15 protein-coding genes are annotated in these 18,082 nt (G+C 72.6%); 8 read left to right on the top strand and 7 right to left on the bottom strand.

Annotated elements, in window-relative coordinates; translation table 11 throughout:
- A partial coding sequence (locus tag ITI46_RS25680) for a sugar transferase (RefSeq protein ID WP_247746588.1) occupies positions 1–1,448 on the top strand: 1,448 nt, incomplete at its 5' end.
- Between the two features lie 14 nt (positions 1,449–1,462).
- Here ITI46_RS25680 and ITI46_RS25675 read toward each other — a convergent pair.
- Positions 1,463–2,452 carry a GDP-L-fucose synthase family protein gene (locus ITI46_RS25675; protein WP_209242251.1) on the bottom strand — a complete coding sequence of 330 codons (990 nt, stop codon included), beginning with the start codon at positions 2,450–2,452 and terminating at the stop codon, positions 1,463–1,465.
- A gap of 93 nt (positions 2,453–2,545) precedes the next feature.
- Here ITI46_RS25675 and gmd point away from each other — a divergent pair, with 93 nt between their 5' ends.
- The 4 genes from gmd to ITI46_RS25655 all read left to right on the top strand — a co-directional run bounded on the left by gmd (position 2,546) and on the right by ITI46_RS25655 (position 7,314).
- Positions 2,546–3,562 (top strand): GDP-mannose 4,6-dehydratase, encoded by a 1,017-nt coding sequence (gene gmd / locus ITI46_RS25670; RefSeq protein ID WP_209242250.1) that lies wholly within the window; start codon positions 2,546–2,548, stop codon positions 3,560–3,562.
- Positions 3,563–3,811: 249 nt separating this feature from the next.
- Entirely contained in the window at positions 3,812–5,893 is a 2,082-nt protein-coding gene (locus tag ITI46_RS25665) for a CBM96 family carbohydrate-binding protein (RefSeq protein WP_209242248.1), read from the top strand.
- Entirely contained in the window at positions 5,890–6,387 is a 498-nt protein-coding gene (locus ITI46_RS25660) for a hypothetical protein (RefSeq protein ID WP_209242246.1), read from the top strand. Before ITI46_RS25665 ends, ITI46_RS25660 begins: the two co-directional genes overlap by 4 nt.
- A 63-nt stretch (positions 6,388–6,450) precedes the next feature.
- Positions 6,451–7,314: a glycosyltransferase family 2 protein gene (locus ITI46_RS25655; RefSeq protein ID WP_209242244.1), complete on the top strand. Its 864-nt coding sequence runs from the start codon at positions 6,451–6,453 to the stop codon at positions 7,312–7,314.
- On the opposite strand, the gene ITI46_RS25650 is transcribed toward ITI46_RS25655, so the two are convergent.
- Positions 7,256–8,476 (bottom strand): glycosyltransferase, encoded by a 1,221-nt coding sequence (locus ITI46_RS25650; protein ID WP_209242241.1) that lies wholly within the window; start codon positions 8,474–8,476, stop codon positions 7,256–7,258. The two genes, ITI46_RS25655 and ITI46_RS25650, sit on opposite strands and share 59 nt — an antisense overlap.
- A gap of 195 nt (positions 8,477–8,671) precedes the next feature.
- Between ITI46_RS25650 and ITI46_RS25645 the strand changes: the two genes are divergently transcribed.
- Positions 8,672–10,156, top strand: a complete 1,485-nt coding sequence (locus ITI46_RS25645; RefSeq protein WP_209242239.1) for a hypothetical protein — start codon at positions 8,672–8,674, stop codon at positions 10,154–10,156.
- Here the strand turns inward: ITI46_RS25645 and ITI46_RS25640 are convergent.
- The 3 genes from ITI46_RS25640 to ITI46_RS25630 form a co-directional block, all read right to left on the bottom strand.
- Positions 10,153–11,430: an MATE family efflux transporter gene (locus ITI46_RS25640; RefSeq protein ID WP_209242237.1), complete on the bottom strand. Its 1,278-nt coding sequence runs from the start codon at positions 11,428–11,430 to the stop codon at positions 10,153–10,155. The two genes, ITI46_RS25645 and ITI46_RS25640, sit on opposite strands and share 4 nt — an antisense overlap.
- 126 nt (positions 11,431–11,556) lie before the next feature.
- On the bottom strand, positions 11,557–13,233 hold the full coding sequence (locus tag ITI46_RS25635) for a lipopolysaccharide biosynthesis protein (RefSeq protein ID WP_247746587.1): 1,677 nt from the start codon (positions 13,231–13,233) through the stop codon (positions 11,557–11,559).
- Positions 13,230–14,732, bottom strand: a complete 1,503-nt coding sequence (locus ITI46_RS25630; protein WP_209242235.1) for a glycosyltransferase family 4 protein — start codon at positions 14,730–14,732, stop codon at positions 13,230–13,232. Before ITI46_RS25630 ends, ITI46_RS25635 begins: the two co-directional genes overlap by 4 nt.
- Positions 14,733–14,902: 170 nt before the next feature.
- Between ITI46_RS25630 and ITI46_RS25625 the strand changes: the two genes are divergently transcribed.
- On the top strand, positions 14,903–15,385 hold the full coding sequence (locus ITI46_RS25625; RefSeq protein WP_209242233.1) for an FAD synthase family protein: 483 nt from the start codon (positions 14,903–14,905) through the stop codon (positions 15,383–15,385).
- Here ITI46_RS25625 and ITI46_RS35060 read toward each other — a convergent pair.
- On the bottom strand, positions 15,345–16,268 hold the full coding sequence (locus ITI46_RS35060) for a CDP-alcohol phosphatidyltransferase family protein (RefSeq protein WP_247746586.1): 924 nt from the start codon (positions 16,266–16,268) through the stop codon (positions 15,345–15,347). The two genes, ITI46_RS25625 and ITI46_RS35060, sit on opposite strands and share 41 nt — an antisense overlap.
- A 131-nt stretch (positions 16,269–16,399) precedes the next feature.
- On the opposite strand from ITI46_RS35060, the gene ITI46_RS25610 reads away from it, so the two are divergent.
- Positions 16,400–17,386, top strand: coding sequence for an SCO2278 family lipoprotein (locus ITI46_RS25610; protein WP_247746589.1), 987 nt, complete (start codon positions 16,400–16,402; stop codon positions 17,384–17,386).
- A 67-nt stretch (positions 17,387–17,453) separates the two neighbouring features.
- On the opposite strand, the gene ITI46_RS25605 is transcribed toward ITI46_RS25610, so the two are convergent.
- Positions 17,454–18,082 (bottom strand): bifunctional DNA primase/polymerase (locus tag ITI46_RS25605; RefSeq protein ID WP_209242231.1); only part of this gene is annotated, 629 nt, incomplete at its 5' end.

The raw sequence follows: 18,082 nt of genomic DNA, 5'->3' as shown, positions 1-18,082 counted from the left end.
GGGGAAGGCGGCCGGGACGGCAGCCCGGTGTACGGGAGATCAGGGACAAGTCCCGCTGGTACCGGCCCGTGGCGCTCGGCGTCGACACCGCCGGCGTCGCGCTTCCGGTGGCGATCTTCTTCGAGCAGGCGGGACAGCCGCACACCGGCGCGGCCACCGCGGTTGCCACGCTCACCTGGCTGGGCGTGCTGACCGCGCACCGGCGGTACGGGCAGCGCTGGCTCGGTGAGACCCGGGGGGTGCTGACCACCCTGCACGACTGGCTGACGCTGCTCGGACTGCTCGCCGTCGTCCGCGTACTGACCGGCGAGCACTCGCCACCGGCTCTCGCGCTGCTCGCGCTGGCCCCGGCGCCGCTGCTCACCACGGCCTGCCGGTCGCTGACGCACCGTCACCTCACGGGTCAGCGGCGCGAGGCGCACGCCGTGCAGCGGGCGCTGGTGGTCGGTGAGGGCAGCGCCGTCGACCGGGTGGTGGAGCAGCTGGCGAGCCGGACCGACCACCCGTACGTCGTCATCGGCGCCGTACCGGTCGGCCCCACGGCCAACCGCAGCGGCGTCCCCGAGGCCGGACAGCTGGAGGCAGCGCCGCAACTGCCGGACGGCGGCGGCGCGGACGGCCCCGCCGTACTGACGGCGGCACGGCACCACCGGGCCGACATCGTGCTGGTTGCACCCGGCTCGCTGCTGTGCGGCGAGCGGCTGCGCACCCTGACCTGGGCCGTGCAGGACGCGGGGCTGCCGCTGGTGATCGCCTCCGGGCTGGCCGACGTGGCGCTGCGCCGGGTACGGCCGTCCACCGCCGCCGGGCTGCACCTGCTGCACGTGGACCCGCCGCTGCGGCGCGGGCCGCAGCTCGCCCTCAAGGCCGCGCTCGACCGGACGGGCGCCGCGCTGGGACTGGTGCTGCTCGCACCGCTGTTCGCCCTCATCGCGCTGGTCGTACGGCTCGACTCGGCGGGCCCCGCGTTATACCGGCAGACCCGGATCGGCCGCCGCGGGGTGCCGTTCACCATGTGGAAGTTCCGCTCCATGGCTGTCGACGCGCACCAGGTGCGGCCGCAGCTCGCCGCCGCCAACGAAGTGGACGGACCGCTCTTCAAGATGCGGGCCGACCCACGGATCACCCGGGTGGGCCGCGTGCTGCGGCGCACCTCCCTGGATGAGCTGCCGCAGCTGCTGAATGTGGTGCGGGGCGAGATGTCGCTGGTGGGGCCGCGGCCTCCGCTGCCCGAGGAGGTCGCCGCCTACGGGGCAACTGCGTTGCGGCGGCTGCTGGTCAAGCCCGGGTTGACCGGGCCGTGGCAGGTCAGCGGGCGCTCGGACCTGTCCTGGGACGAGAGCCTCGCCCTCGATCTGCGCTACGCGGACAACTGGTCGTTGACCACGGACTTGGATCTGCTGGCCCGCACGGTGCGAGCTGTCGTTGACGGGAGGGGAGCGTATTGACACCCCCTCACGGCTTACGCCCCGGAGCCCGCGCGCAGCCACCAGTCGTACGTCTCGCGGATGCCCTCCCGCAAAGGAATCTCCGGGTGGAAGCCCAGCTTCGACAGCCGCGAGACATCCAGCAGCTTGCGCGGCGTACCGTCCGGTCGGTCGGTGTCCCACTCGATGGCCCCGGCGAAGCCGACCACGTCGGCGACCGTCTCGGCCAGCGCGGCGATCGTCAGATCCTCTCCGCAGCCCACGTTGACCGGCGAATCCGCATCGTAGCTGCGCAGCAGCAGCAGGCAGGCCCGCGCCAGGTCGTCGACGTGCAGGAACTCGCGGCGCGGCGTACCGCTCCCCCACAGCACCACCCGCTCCGCACCGTCCCGCTCCGCCTCGTGGAAGCGGCGGATGAGGGCGGGCAGGACGTGGGAGGTCTCCAGGTCGAAGTTGTCGCCGGGGCCGTAGAGATTGGTGGGCATGGCCGAGATGTAGGAGGCGCCGTGCTGCTCGCGGTAGGCGCGGATCTGGGCGATGCCCGCAATCTTCGCCAGCGCGTACGGCTCGTTCGTCGGCTCCAACGCGCCGGTGAGCAGCGCTTCTTCGGTGATCGGCTGCGGTGCGTGCTTGGGGTAGATGCAGGAGGAGCCCAGAAACAGCAGCCGGGGCACGCCCGCGGCGTGCGCACCCGCGATGACGCTGAGCTGGATGCGCAGATTGTCCTCCAGGAACGGCACGGGCTGCGTCTTGTTCGCCATGATCCCGCCGACCTTGGCCGCCGCCAGCACCACCGCGTCCGGCCGCATCTCGCGCAGCCGGCGCGCGGTGCGCTCCGCGTCGCGCAGGTCGAGCGCCGCGCGGTCGCGGGTCAGCACCTGATATCCCTCCGCGGTCAGTACGCGGGCCACGGCCGAGCCGACCAGCCCCCGGTGTCCCGCGACGAAGACCCGCGCACCGGGCGGCAGCAGGGGGCGGTCGGAGGCGGCGGTCACGGCGGATTCCGTGTGCGGTATCGGCGTCATGCCGCCGGATTCTGCCAGCAGTCACCCCCATTCGGGGAGATAGCCGACAAAGAGCACTCAACCCTCATCCACCCTCAAGACGGACGGCGGCACATGGCCAAGAGCGCGCTGATCACCGGGATCACCGGTCAGGACGGGTCGTATCTGACCGAACTGCTGCTCGGGAAGGGCTATACGGTGCACGGCCTGGTACGCCGTTCCTCGTCCTTCAACACCGGCCGCATAGACCATCTGTACGAGGACCCGCACGACGAGGGCCGCTCGCTCGTGCTGCACCATGCGGACCTCGCCGACGGTGTCGCCCTCGTCAATCTGCTGCGCGACCTGCGGCCCGACGAGGTCTACAACCTCGGGGCCCAGTCCCATGTCCGCGTCTCCTTCGACTCCCCCCTCTACACCGGGGACGTGACCGGGATGGGCACCATGCGGTTGCTGGAAGCCATCCGGGCCAGCGGTATCGACACCCGCATCTACCAGGCGTCGTCCTCGGAGATGTTCGGCGCGGCCCCGCCCCCGCAGCACGAGGGGACCGCGTTCCATCCGCGCAGCCCGTACGGCTGCGCGAAGGTGTTCAGCTACTGGTCGACGGTCAACTACCGCGAGGCGTACGACCTGTTCGCGGTGAACGGCATCCTCTTCAACCACGAATCCCCGCGGCGCGGTGAGACCTTTGTGACCCGCAAGATCACTCGTGCTGTCGCCCGCATCCGTGCCGGGCTGCAGCGGCACCTGTATCTGGGCAACCTCGACGCGGTACGCGACTGGGGGTACGCGCCCGAGTACGTCGAGGCGATGTGGCTGATGTTGCAGGCCGACGAGCCGAACGACTATGTCGTGGCCACCGGGGTCGCCACGACGGTGCGGGAGTTCTTGCACGAGGCCTTTCGGGCGGGCGGGCTGGACTGGCAGGAGCATGTGCGCTTCGACCCCGCGTATCAGCGGCCCACGGAGGTGGACGCGCTGATCGGGGATGCGGCGAAGGCGGAGGCCCGGCTGGGCTGGAAACCGCGCGTGATGTGGGGGGAGTTGGCCCGGATCATGGTCGAGGCCGACATCTCTGCACTGGACGCGGAGCTTTCTGGCGAAGCGGTCCGCATCGACCATGGGTGAAGCCCAATCCCGCGTACCCGGCGTGGGGGCTGCGCTTGCCCACCTTGCTCCCCCAAGCTCTTCGAGCAGGGGGTACCCGCAGGCGCAGACCTCCCAAGCACAGCAGGCACAGAGCAGATGCGCCCCGTAAGGGGCGCGGGGAACTGCGCGCGCAACCAGTAGACAACCCGCAGCCCGCAAGAAACGGGCAGGGGCAACCCCTCACCGGCACCAACGCACCAACGCAGCACCGAACAATGGGGACGGCAAATGAAACGCAGCAGAAGCCGCAAAGCGGCACTCGCGGTCACGGTCCTGGCGCTGGCCGCAACTGCCCTGGTCGGTCCCGCCCTCACCGAGGGCGGGACCACGGCGCGGGCCCTCACCGCGCCGGTGGCGATGACGGCGGACGACTTACCGACATGGCAGACGAACGGCGTCGTCTGGGCGATGGCCCAGTCCGACGGAGTCGTCTTCGCGGGCGGCACCTTCTCCGCCATCCGCCCGCCCGGCGCAGGGCCCGGCACCAGCGAACGGCAGGCCGTCAACTTCGCGGCGTTCGACGCGGCGACCGGCGCCCCCACCGACTGCCGGCTCAACTTCACGGTGGGCAGCGGTACGGCGACGGTCCGGGCGCTGGACGTCTCTCCGGACGGCAAGACCCTCTACGCGGGCGGCAACTTCGCCGCGGTGAACGGCACACACGTCAGCCGTGTCGCCGCCGTCGACATCGCGACCTGCAAGGTGAAGCCGGACTTCAGCGTGTCGGTCTCCTCGACCGTCCACGCACTGGCGGCCACCGACGACACCGTCTACCTGGGCGGTGACTTCACCTCGGTGGAGGGGCAGAGCCGGAGCAAGTTCGCCGCGCTCAGCACCAGCGGTGCGCTGCGGTCCTGGAAGGCGGACGCCGATCTGACGGGCCGCGCGCTGGCCGTCACCCCGGACGGGAAGAGCGTGGTGCTCGGCGGCGACTTCACCCGCGTACGCGGCAGCTCCTCGCGCGCGCTGGCCGTCGTCGACGCGTCGTCCGGGGCGATCAAGCGGGCCTACGGGAGCACCTTCGTGCCCCGTAACTCGGTGGTCAAGAGCCTGTACGCGGACGAGACCGGGATCTACACCGCCAACGAGGGTACCGGCGGCGGGGTGTTCGACGGGCGGATCGCACTGAACCTGGACGACTTCTCGCAGCGCTGGCGGGACACCTGCCTGGGCGCCACCCAGGACGTGACCGTCTACAAGGGCGTGCTCTACAGCAGTTCGCACGCGCACAACTGCTCCAGCATGGGCCAGTTCGGGGAGCTGCACGAGCGCCAGCATCTGCTGGCCGAGTCGGTGGACGACCCGACGCCGCTGCTGTCGTGGTTCCCCGACACCGACGACGGGCCGCTGAACGTGGAGCAGGTGGGCCCGCGCGTCATGGTGGCCTCCTCCAGCGGCGGCCGGGACTACATGTGGGTCGGCGGCGCGTTCTCCCGGATCGCCAGCAACGGCAACAAGCCGCAGCAGGGCCTGGTCCGCTTCGCCAACGGGCCCGACACCCGGGACCCGACCGTCCCCACCGGGGTGAACGCGGCCAACGTCACCACCGGTGTACGGGTGACCTGGCCCGCCGCCACCGACCTGGACGACCGCGCCCTCACCTACCGCGTCTACCGCAACGGCGCGGCCGAGCCGGTGGGGACCGTCCGGGCCAACTCCACGTTCTGGGACCGGCCGACGGTCGGTTTCACCGACACCACCGTCAAGCCGGGCACGGACTACACCTACCGGATCACCGCGAGCGACGCGGACGACGCCAACACCAGTGCCCGCTCGGAGGGGGCGACGGTACACACGCCGGGCACGGCGACGGAGACGACGCTGGAGCGGGAGGCGACCGCCGACGCCTATGTGAACGGCTCCTCGGTCAACTCCACCTACGGCACCCATCAGCAGCTGGCCGTGCGCGGCTCGTCCCCGTACGAGACGTACGTACGCTTCAACGTGCCGTCCCCGCCCAGCGGCATGGTGCTCGAGGACGCCAAGCTGACGGTCACCACCAGCGCCGACAGCTACGCGCCGACCGCCGACACGGTCAGCGTACGCGCGGTCACCGGCTCCTGGTCCGAGTCCACCGTGACCTATGCCGAGCGGCCCGCACTGGGCACGACGACGCTGGGCTCGCTGAACGGCGCCGCGGAGCGGAGTACGGCGTACGACATCCCGCTCAGCACCGGCGCGGTCGGTGACGCGGCCGGTGACAGCCTCGATCTGGCGCTCACCAGCACCGGCAGCGACAGCATGTGGCTGCTGGCGCGCGAGTCCGGGGGCACCGGCCCCAAGCTCACGCTGACCTACCGGAAGCCGTGAGCGTCCGCAAGGCCGCAGCAGCCGCGGTGGCCGCCCTGGTGGCGGCCACCCTGGCGCTGACGGCCGGCTGCAGCACGGGCGGAGGCGAAAAGAACGGAGCCGAGGCGGGCGGCCACAGCGGGCGGCCCCGCACGAGCGCCCCCGCGTCGCCGGACAAGGAACCGCCACCGCCGAAGGACGACAGGGAGCGGAAACGGCGGCCCGGGAAGACGGCCACACCGATGGTGCCGCGTGCCTCGCTCACCCCCGCCACCGGTTCGTTCACCAAGAAGGAGAAGAAGTATCTGACCGGCCGGGTGCCCGAGGGTCTGGAGCCGGCCGCCGTGCTGGAGGCGGGCCGTACCGCCTGCGCCCGGCTGCGGACGACGGCCGCGGCGAGCCGCAAGGACGCGGTCAGCGCCCTGAAGGCCGGCGAGATCGACAACGCCGAACCGGCGGTCGAGCACCTGTGCCCGAAGTACAAGCCGCTGCTGAAGGCGGCGGGCAAGAACTGACACCGGCCTGGCCCCGATCCGGCCCCGACCCGGTTCCGACTCGACCCCCAGGAGAGAAGACCCGTGGAGAGACTGCCCGTCGTCGTCGCGATACCGACCAAGAACGAGGCGGAGAACATCGCCACGACCGTACGGTCCGTGATCGGCCACTTCGCACATGTCGTCGTGGTCGACTCGGACAGCACGGACGACACCCGCGCGCTCGCCAAGGCCGAGGGCGCCGAAGTGCTGCCCTACACCTGGGACGGCGGGTATCCGAAGAAGAAGCAGTGGTGCCTGGAGAACGTCCACCCGGAGACCGACTGGGTCTTCTTCCTCGACGGGGACGAGACGCCCAGCCCGGAACTGCTGGCCGAGATACGGCACATCTTCCACACACCGACCGGTCGGTCGGTACGCCCGGCGGCCTTCGACATCCCGCTCGGCTACTGGTTCGCGGGGCGCAGGCTGCGGCACGGGTACACCATCGTCAAGCGGGTGCTGCTGGACCGCACCCGCTGCCGCTTCCCCGAACCGGACGATCTGGCCGCGCCCGGCATGGGCGAGCAGGAGGGCCACTACCAGCCGCTGGCCGACCCGGTGGTCCGGCTCCGCTCCCCCATCGAGCACCAGGACATGGACCCGGTGCGCACCTGGTTCGAGCGGCACAACCGCTATTCGGACTGGGAGGCGTGGCTGGAGCGGCACCCGGCCGTACGGGAGCAGATCCGGCAGGCCAAGACCCGGCAGGGCCGCCTCTTCCACCGCGCCCCGCTCAAGCCGCTGGTCTCCTTCGCCTACGCCTACGGCTGGAAACGGGGCTTCCTCGACGGCCGCGCCGGGCTCGACTACGCACTGGCGATGAGCTTCTACCGCTGGCAGATCGGGCTCAAGGCACGCGAACTCGCGGCGAGCGGCGGCCGAGGCGCCGAGCGGGGCCCGAACTGACCCGCTCGCGCGGCACCTTCGCGTATATCTCCCGCAGGGTGCCCACCACCGCGTCCAGCGTGAAGCTGTCCTGGGCCAGCTGCCAGGCCGCCTGCGAGGCGGCGGCGTTGGCCGCCGGTTCCAGCAGCTCCAGTACGGCCCTGCCGACGCGGGCCGCGTTCTCCGGGTCGTCCGGGGCGCTGTCCACCAGCCGCCCGGCCCCGGCCGCCGCCACATCCGGCGCCGGCCCGCTGGTGCGGGTGACGACGACGGGCAGCCCCACCGACAGCGCCTCCAGCACGGAGACGGAGAAGGCGTCCTTGATGGACGGCAGGACATATACGTCGCTGGTGCGCAGCCGCTCCATGACGTCGGCGTGCCCGAGGGCACCGATGTACTCCAGCGCGTGCCCGACCCCTAGCGAGCGGGCCAGCGCCAGCATGTCGCCGGCCAGCGCCCCGGTGTCGGGCCCGGCCATGACGAACCGTGCCTCGGGGTACTTCTCCAGCACCGTCGGTATCGCTCCGACGAAGTCCTGCGGCCGCTTGCCCTCCTGCACCCGGGCGCAGTACAGCACGGTGGGCGGGCGCCCCGGCCCCGCCGGCACGGCGCGCATCGGCTGCGGGGCGACGCCGTTGACCAGCCGGTACGCCGGGCCCATCGGCTCGGGTGCCACCACCGCCGCGGTCAACTCCCGCTCGGTCGGCGTCAGATGGAGTACGGCGTCGGCCTGCTTCAGCACCCGGCGCAGACCCAGTACGTCCACCGCCTGCGCCACCCGCTTCTCGGTGGGGTCGATCATGCCGTGCGTCTGGAGCACGAGGGGGCGGCCCATCTGCGCGGCCAGCAGTGCGACGGGGAGCGTGACCAGGTCCCGCATGAGATGGACGTGCACGACGTCCGCCGAGCGCAGCAGCCGGGGAGCCGCCGCGAGGAGGGAGGCCGAGGTGATGCCGCTGACCTCGAAGCGGGGCGCCACATGCCGGGCCTGGAAGAGCCGGGCCGGAACACCGTCCACCATGCGAGGCAGCGCCTCACCCGGCGGGAAGCCGTCCCCCAGAGCCACCAGTGCCGCCTGCTCGCCCTGGGCCCGCAACCCCCGGCACAGATTGAGCGCGACCCTGGTCGGCCCCCCGAAATCGTGGGTCGGCGTGTGCAGCGTAACGATGTGCAGCGCCTTCAACTGTGCCCCCTCTGTAGCAATTTGTGCAGACATTACCTGCTTTAGGAGCTTTCGTCTTGCGTCCCGTCAGGGGCGCGGGGAACTGCTCCCCCAGACTCCGTCCGGGAAGTGCCCCCACCAGCCACAAACCCACCCGCAGCCCGCAACGCACAAACAGGGGCACCCCCTCACCGGACCAAGCGAGGGGGCAGCAAAATGAGCGCGGCCACCCCATGGACGGCAGCAGCTCAGAGCTCAGCCCCCCGCGCCGTACTGTCCAGAGCCCTGGCAATCCCTCTCATCGCCGCACTGGTGGCCGCACTCCCCGCGACGGTCGCGACGCAGCCGGGACCGGGCCCGCACGACGCCGCCTACTGGCTCCAGTTGGCGACCTGCGCCTACTCCGGCACCCGGCTGGCGGCCATGGTGCTGACCCCGCGCCGCCGCCTCATCCAGGGCGCCTTCTGGCTGTTCTGCTACATCGCCATGGGCATCGCACCCCTGGCGCAGACGGTGCTGGACAGCACCCCGACGCCGGTCGTCGGCCCCCGCGCCGACACGGTGCTGGCCTCGGCGCTCGTCCTGGCGGGCATGGTGGCGTTCGACGTGGGGGCGCTGCTGGCCCGCCACCGGCCACCGCTGCGCAGCCGGATGTCCGACCGCCACCGGCCGGCCGCCACCGTCCACCCTCGGCGGCTGTACGCGCTGTGCGTCCTGGCGCTGGCGGGCAGCGGGCTGCTGGTGGCCAAGCTGGGCGGCCCCGGCGTCTTCTTCAGCAACCGCCAGGAGATCAGCGAGACGATCGGGGGCGCCTCGGGCGCGGCGAGCGCGGAGGCCGCCTCGCAGGCCGGCTCGGCGTTCCTGCGCGGCTTCGGCACCGTGCCCGCGCTGCTGGCGCTGCTGTTCCTCACCCGCTGGCTGGTGGTCTCCCGGGCGGCCCGGCGCACGCCGCTGGTGCCCGTGCTGTGGCTGGCGATGCTCGGGCTCAACGCCGTCGTCAACAACCCGGTCTCCAACCCGCGCTACTGGTTCCTGACGGTGCTGTTCTCGCTGCTGTTCACCGCGTTCCCGCGCAGCCCGGTGATGTACCGCGCCGCGCTGGCGACGGGGGTGGCGGTGGCGCTGGTGGTGTTCCCCTTCGCCGACCGGTTCCGCTACGAGGAAGGCACCGACCGGCCCCGCCAGTCCACGGGCTCGGTGCTGGAACCGCTGACCATGAAGGACTACGACCAGACCGGCATGCTCGCCAACACCGTCACCTTCGTCGACTCCGGCGAGGGCCACAGCTATGGCCGCCAGCTCGCGGGAACGGCGCTGTTCTTCGTCCCCCGCTCGGTGTGGACCGGCAAGCCGCACGACCCCGGCACCCGGGTGGGCACCTGGATGGGCATGCCCTACCCCAACCTCTCCTCCCCCCTGTGGGCCGAACTGTGGCTGGACTTCGGACCGCTGGGCATGACACTGGGCTTCGCAGCCGTCGGCTACGGCGCCGCCCGTACGGACCGCCGTTACGTGCGGCGTACGGCGGAGGAGTCCGCCACCGGGCCGGGCAGCGTGGCCGCTGTCGCCGTGCCGCTCGTCGCCGGTTACAGCTTCATCCTGCTGCGGGGTTCTCTGCTCCAGGGCATGGGCCGGGTCGCCATCGCGGTGCTGTGCGTCGGCTTCGTCACGACGTTCCGCCAGGGCCGCCCCTCACGTTAGAGCTTGCCCGGCATGGGGGCTGCGCTTGCCCTCCCTGCGCCTGGGGGTGCCCCCTCATCAGCCCCAGGGAGGGGCCGCAGTAGCCGGGCGGCACGCAACCAGCCGGCCAGCCCCTTCAGGGCGGAGCCCACGCACAGGCCCCAGGCCGCGCCGAGCACCCCGCCGAGCGCGTAACCCCCCAGCAGGCAGCCGACCGAGACGAGGGAGAAGACGAGCTGGATCGGCAACGTCGCCCGCGGCCGCAGCACCCGCAGGGCCAGCAGCCCACACGTGCCCAGCGCCATCGCCGCGTACTGACTTCCGGTGGCCGGCAGCAACCGCGCCGCCGAGGACCAGGTGTCCCCGAGCAGCGCCCGCCCGTACCCGTCCGGCAGCAGCACCAGTACGAGGGACCACGCGGCGGCCACCCCGGCCAGCACTCCCCCGGCGGCGCCGGCAGCGCGGGCCGCGCTGCGGGGGTCACCCGTCCGGTTGAGCAGTGGGGGACCGAACCCGGTGGCCGCGTTGAACAGCACGTTCATCGGCCCGTAGAGCGTGGTGGCCCCGCGCAGCGCGCCCACGGCCAGCGGGTTGGCCAGCAATCCCAGCCCGATGATGGCCAGCTGGCTCCCCGCGTTGCCGACGCCGAACTCGACAGCGAACCTGCGCCCCAGATGGTCCCGGCGCAGATAGCGGGCCACGTCCTGACCCGCTCCCCTGGTGTGCCGGCGCAGCAGCCACAGCGCCACCGTGAGGGCCGGCAGCGCGGACAGGCCCCAGGCCAGCAGAAGCCGGCCCGCACCGGCGCCGGGCGGCTGCACGGCGAGCGCGGGCAGCACGGCCGCCAGCCGTAACACGTCAGCGAGCAGGGCGTGGTGCGGGCGGTGCAGAGTGGAGAAGGCGTAGCGGGTGGTCTCCTGCGTCAGCGCGAGCGGCAGCACCAGCGCGAGGGCCGCCAGCGCGGTGGGGGTTCGGCCTCCGGTCGCGCCCAGTACGAGCGCGGCTGGCGCGCCCAGCGCGGTCGCCGCCAGCGCGGTGAACGCCACCGCCGAGCGGCACGCCCGCGCGACGGTTTCCCCTCCGCCCTTCTCCAGGACGAGAGCCTGCCCCACGTAGGCCACGGTGAGGCCGAGGAGTACCGAGAAGACGGTGTAGACGAGGGAGAACGTGGCGAACCCGTGCACGTCGGATCGCCGCGCGGCGACGATGAGCACCGCGATGTTCGTCCCCGCAGCCACGCCTTGGTCGGCGACAGAACTTATGAGGGCGGTACGCGTTCTAGGCGGCCGCGACATGGCCGGCCCCTCCCATCCGGCAAGCACAGCGCACCAAGGGGAGACGCGCCCCGAAGGGGCGCGGGGAACTGCGCGCCCAGCCACAAACAAATCCGCAGCCCGCAACGCACAGACAGGGGCACGCCCTCACCGGACCATGACGCGCAGGGCGACGCCCTCCCCCGCGGGGGCGACCCCGCGGTCGGGCGGGGCCGGAGGCCCCAAGCGAACATCCCGGCGCCGGGGCCCACCCCCGGCGCCCCCCGCATGGAGCAGCGCCCCGAGCACACAGCCCCCCGCACCGACGATCAACTCCCGTATCCGCGCCAGCTCATCCCGCCGCACCTCCCGCGGATCGCAGACGATCAGCACACAGTCGACCCGGTCGACGAGCGCGATGGCATCGGCGTACGACAGCACGGCCGGCGCGAGCACGATCAGCACGGAGTCGCGCTCGTCGGCGTGCCCGATGAGCCGGCTGACGGCCGACGAGGTGAGCGCGCGCGGCACCTTGCTGACGCGGTGTCCTGGCACGAGGTCGAAGACGCCCGACTCGCCCGCGTCGATGGGGACGCGGTGCCCGGCGGGCCAGCCGATGGTGCCGTGCCCGGGGGCGCGGGCCCACCCGGGCTGTACGCCGTCGGCCTGCCGGAGCCGCTCGGTGAGGGAGGGCGTGCGCAGATCCGCCTCCAGCAGCAGCACCTCCTTGCCCATCTCCGCGAAGGAGGCCGACAGGTTGACGGAGGCGGCCAGCGCGGTGCCGATGCTGCCGCGCGGCGGGACGACGAGCACCCGGCGGCGCCGCGCGAACGTCTCGTCGTAGGCGAGCCGGAAGGCCACCGAGCGGTACTCCTCGGCGAGCCGGCCACCGGCGAGCAGCGAACGCGAGCGCTTACCGGAACGCCTACGGGAGCGCGGCAGCGTGCCCAGCACGGGCGCGTGCAGGGCTCGTATGACATCGCCGGGGGTGCGGACGGCGGGGTCGAAGACGAGCCGCACCCACGCGGCGAGCAGTCCGAGGCCGATACCGACGGCCGCGCCGAGACCCAGCATCAGCGGCAGCCCCGGCCCGGAAGGAGCGCCGGGCGGGGTGGCCTTGGTGACGACGCGGCCCGGTGTGGTGTCCTCGGCGCGCAGATCGCTGATGCTGCCGTTGATCTCGGCGATGCGGTTGACGACGGAGGAGTGCGCGGAGAGCGTGCCGTCGAGGGCGCCTTCCTTGCCGGAGGAGGCGATCTCCTCGGCGAGCCGGTCGCGCTCCTTGGTGAGCGGGGCGCGCTGCTTCTCGTAGGACCTGACCATGCTGGTGACGCGGGTGGTGGCGTCCTGCTCACGGTTGTCGAGGTAGGCGGTGGCGAAGGCGTTGGCGCGGCGCGCCGCGGCGCGGGGGGTGTGCGCGGTGCAGGCGAAGCGCAGCATGCGGGTCTCGGGCGGGTTGGTGACCTGGAGGTCGGCCACGAGCCGCTGCGGTCCGGTGTCGGTGTGCAGTGTGCGGGCCGCGCGTTCGGCGACGACGCTGCTGAGCGCGGTGCGCCGCTCGGAGCCCATGCTGGTCTCGCCGGGGGCGGTCTTCTCGCTGCTGCTGTCGATGGGCAGCGGGCGGACGGCGACCTCGGTGGTGGCGGTGTAGGAGTCGGCGCCGCGCAGCCCGAGCCAGCCGCCGCCCAGCACACCCAGCACGATGCCGAGCGCTATCAGCCAGCGGTAGCGCAGCAGCTGGCGGAACTGGTCGCGGAGCAGGTCCGGTTCGTCGTAGGCGGGGACGTGGCGGTGGCCGCCCGGGGCACGCTCGGCACCGGCGGGCGGTGCGGTGCGGTCGCTCATGCCGTGCCGCCCTGCTGCCGTGCCGCGCCGGGGGCCGCACCCGGCAGGGCACCGCGGCGCGGCCGGGTCCCAGGGCGCGGGCGGAGCCACGCTCGGGGCCCTGACCTGTGCTGCCCGCGTGCGGGCGGCACGGTGAGGGCCTCCTCCAGCAGTGCCGTCAGCCGGGCCAGTGCCGCCGTATGCCCGAGGTGCCCGGTGGCGTAGGCGCGGCCCGCGGCACCGAGCGAGGCGGCACGGGAAGGCTCGGCGGCGAGGGTGCGGAGGGCGGCGGCGAGCGCGGCGGGGTCCTCGGGCGGTACCAGCACTCCCGCGCCGGAGCGGCGCACTTCCCCCGCGGTGCCGCCGCCCGCGGCGACCGAGGCGACGACGGGCCGCCCGGCGGCGAAGTAGGAGGTGAGCTTGGAGGGGACGCTCATATCGAGCACCGAGGCCCGCTGGGTGACGGCGAGGATGTCGGCGGCGGCCAGTACGTCGGGGAAGTCCGACTCGGCGGCGGGCGGCAGCAGTTCGACGCCGGGCAGCGGTGCCGCCAGCTGGGTGAGGTGCCGCCGCTGGTTGCCGTCGCCCATCAGTACGACGCGTATCCGCTGCCGCGGTAACCGCTCCTCGCGTAAGCGCGCCCCCTCACGGAGGCGCTCGCCCTCACCTGAGCGCTCCCCCTCACCTGAGCGCTCGCCCTGGAGCAGCCCGGCCGTCTCGATCAGCACTTCCAGGCCCTGTTTGAGGCCCATGTTGCCGGAGTGGAGCACGACCGTCTCGTCCTGCCGCCAGCCGAGCCGGGCCCGGGTCTGCTCCCGTGGCCGCGAAGGCTCCGCAATATGCGTCCAGTTGGGGACGGTACGGATCCGGGAGGCGGGGACGCCCATGGCGGCGACGCGGTCGGTGAAGCTCTCATGGATGACGCCGACCAGGGTGGCAGCCGCCAGCACCCGGCGCTCCACGGAGCCGGCCAGCGCGGCTGCCCGGCCGCCGCCCCGGATACCGCTCTGCGCCGCTGCCGCGCCCATCAGGTCCTGTACGACGGGCACGAACGGCACCCCTGCGGTGCGGGCCAGCCGGGCGCCGAGCAATCCGCCCGCCAGGCTGGGCAGTTGGGCGACGACGGCGTGCGGCCTTCCGTCCAGGCCGGGCGGCGCCAGCAGTCCGTGGGCCAGGATGGACGCCTCGTACAGAGCCCGGCGCCCGGCGGTCTGCCGCGGGGGGACGGTGTGTCTGCGGCGGTGCACCCGCACTCCGGCGCGCTCTTCGGTGGCCCGCCAGACCCCGCGGTAGGCGGGGTCGGTACGCCAGGCGGGGTAGTGCGGCATACCGGCCAGGACGTGTACCTCCCACCCGGGCTGTGCCGCCCAGTGCTCGGCGAGCTGCGCGGCGTAGGGGCCTACCCCCGCCTGCTCGGGCGCGTAGTTCGTCGAGACGAGCACCACCCGGCGTCCGGGCCCCCCGTCGGACCGCCGCCCGGAGCCAGTCGCGTTTCCGGGCACAGCATCGCCGTTCACCATGGATCCCCCCACAGGTACGCGCCAGTTCCCCTCGGGCAGCGTAGCGCCTGTCGTGCACGCTTTCCCCAACCTGTCCCAGTTTCTTGCGGGTTGTGGTTGCATGCAGCGATGTGCGGCGGCCGGGGAGGGCCGTCTTACATCCAACGGCACTCGCCCTGGGGGGATTTCACATGACCCACACCGTCGGCTATGCGCCCGGCGCGTACGACCTCTTCCACATCGGCCATCTGAACCTGCTGCGGCACGCCCGCTCCCGGTGCGACTACCTGGTCGCGGGTGTCGTCTCCGACGAGATGGCCGAGCGTGCCAAGGGCCGCCCGCCCGTGATCCCGCTCGTCGAACGGCTGCAGATCGTCCGCAGCATCCGCTTCGTGGACGCCGCGTTCGTGGAGACGGTGCCGGACAAGCTGGAGACCTGGCAGCAGGTCAGGTTCGACGTGCTGTTCAAGGGGGACGACTGGCGCGGTACGCCCAAGGGCGAGAAGCTGGAGGCGGATTTCCGTACCGTTGGCGTAGAGGTCGTCTACTTCCCGTACACCATGCACACCTCCAGCACTCAGCTGCGGCGTGCGCTGGACGCGCTCGCCGGGGCCGTCGTCCCCGCGGACGCCGTCACCCCGGAGGGAGTGCGGACAGCTCCCGGAACCATTTGACGGTGAACGCCGCGAGGAACAGCGCGTAGCAGCCGAACAGCGCGGCGTACCCCGCGCGGAACAGTCCCGGTGCGCCGAGCAGCAGGAAGACGGCGCAGAAGACTCCGTAGTCGACGGGGAGCAGCGCGAGGGCACGCAGCGGCGAGGGGCCCTGCCCCTCGCCGCCCGTCGCCGACCGCGGTTCGGCTGTGGCTTGCCGCGCAGTTCCCCGCGCCCCTGACGGGGCACACCCCTCACCCGAGAGCCCAAACCCACCGGCGGCAGCCTGCCCCCGACCCCCCGCCGCCGACCGCAGGTCGTCCATGGCTTGCCGCGCAGTTCCCCGCGCCCCTGACGGGGCGCGTCCCTCTTGTGTGGGCCGGAGCTTGTCCGTGAGCAGGCCGGCGAAGAAGATCAGTACCGCCACGAGCTGGAACCCCAGCGGCAGCAGCAGCCAGCCCTCGCCGGGCAGTTCGGCGAAGCGGTGGAAGGAGATGAGCACGGCCGAGTGCAGTCCGACGATCTTGGCGCAGTCCACCACGTGGTCCAGCCACTCCCCCGCCGGGCTGCCGCCCCCGCGCAGCCGTGCCAGCTGCCCGTCGGCGGAGTCCAGCGCGAAGCCGACGACGAGCGCGGCGTACACGCACAGCCCGAGCGTCCACGACGGCCGCACCAGCGCAACGGCCGCCACCCCCGCGAAGCTGAACGCCGCGCTCGCCGCCGTCACCTGGTTCGGGCCGAGCCCGGCCCGGTACGCGACGGCGGCGAGCACGCGGCCCAGCGGCCGGTTCACGTACCGCGAATAGAGCGAGACCCCCTTGGCCGTCTTCTGGGCCGCGCGCAGGCGGCGCAGCGCCGTGCCGAAAGCCGCGGGCTCCGCGTCCCGTTCCGTGGCCTGAGCCATGTATCCCCCCTGCTCGTCCCGAGCTGTCCTCCTGCCGCGCATACTGTGCCAGGCAGCGCGCCACGCGCCAGGCCGCGCAGGGTAGGGTGCGTTCGCCGACAGCACCGGGAGGGTGGGACGACGTGAAGGGGTTGAGGGCTGGCAAGCCCCCGCGCATACCGCTGGCAGCGGCCGTGACGGCCGGGGCACTGCTCGCCTCGCTCACGGGCTGTGTGACGGTGCACGGCGAGAGCGCCGTGGTGCCCGCGCTGAGCAAGGCGGAGGCCGCGAAGGTACTCGGGACCTTCGTGAAGAAGAACAACCGCGCCAACACCGCCTACGACACACGGCTCAACGCCACCATCGAGTCGGGCGCCCTGGGCGCCATCGACCAGGCGGGCCTCAAGTCCCGCAAGGAGGTCGACCCCAAGGGCAACCCCGACTACAAGCCGCTGCAGCTGAGCGACACCCGCTATCTGATCCCCGAACAGGCGGGCTGGCCGAAGTTCTTCGTCACCGACTCCAGGAGCAACCGCAAGGGGCAGGGCCGCTGGCTGTTCGTCTTCCAGCGGGACCGGGCCGACGGCCCGTGGAAGGCGTCGTATCTCGCGGTCGTGCAGCCCGACGAGATCCCCCGGTTCGCCCGCGACGAGGACGGCCATGTGAAGGCCGTACCGGTGGGCGGCGCCTCCGGGCTGGCCCTGGCGCCCGACCGGCTCAGCGAGCGCTACACCCGCTACCTCCAGGAGGGCTCGGGCGACGACTTCGCGCCGGGGCCGCACACGAGTGCGCTGCGCGAGCAGCGCGAGAAGGCGATGAAGCGCACCAGCGTGCGCAACGAGTTCGCCGACCAGGCGGCGCAGCCGCCGCAGTTCGCGCCGTTCGGGCTGCGCACCAAGGACGGCGGTGCGCTGGTCTTCTTCGCCTCGCACCACCACCACAAGCAGACGCTGCCGCGCGGCTACCAGCCGCAGATCAAGGACCCGCTGGTCAAGGCGCTGATGACGGGCACACCGAAGCAGTCGGTGACCTTCGAACGCGTCTCCGAGCAAGCCGTCACCGTCCCGGACAAGCGCCACGACGGCAAGGTCACCTTCCTCAGCCGCATCGAGGGCCTGACCTCAGCACGAGGCAGCTAGGCAGCGAGGCAGCGAGGACGCGTACCCCGTCAGGGGCCCTCCCCGGCAAAGCAAGCCCCCGCAGGGGTCAGCGCACCGGCCAGGGCGCAGCCTCTTCACGGTCGTCCGCCGTCAAGGCGTACTCCGCACAGGCGTCGGTGAGGGTCTCCAGCAGGGTGAGGGGTTCGGGGAGCCCCCTCCCCGGCTCGGGGGCCCGCAACCACCGCACACCCTCGCCCGCATCGGGCAGCCGCGACGGCGGCAACAGCACATAGCTGCCCCGGCAGTGCCACCGCAGCCCGGGGTGCTCCTCCATCGTCTCGGGGTGGCTGTCCAACTCGCAGGGCCACCACTCGTCCTCGTCCTCGGGCGTACCCCGCGTCCTGGTGAAGAAGAGCATCCGGTCCTCACCCAGCAGCGCGACGGGCCCCAGCAGCGGCTCGGCACCGGGGGCGGGGGCGGGCTCGGCGGCGGCCTCCCGCTCCTCCAGCCTGGCCAGCGCCGCGTACCCCGCCTCGGCGGGCACATCCAGCACATCGTGGGCGCGGCCGGTGGCGGTGATGAAGTTGGCCTCGGGCTCGGCCCGCAGCCAGCGCTCGATCTGGCCGCGGTCGGTGGTGGCCTGCGTCTGCCAGGCGAAGGAGACGGGGTGCCTGCCGGGGGTGGGACAGCCGATCCGTACGCAGGAGCAGCCGTACCCGGACGGATGAGCGGCCG

The organism is Streptomyces oryzae, assembly GCF_017676365.1.
In the GTDB taxonomy this organism is placed as follows: domain Bacteria; phylum Actinomycetota; class Actinomycetes; order Streptomycetales; family Streptomycetaceae; genus Streptomyces; species Streptomyces oryzae.
This window is presented reverse-complemented; position numbering and strand designations above follow the sequence as displayed.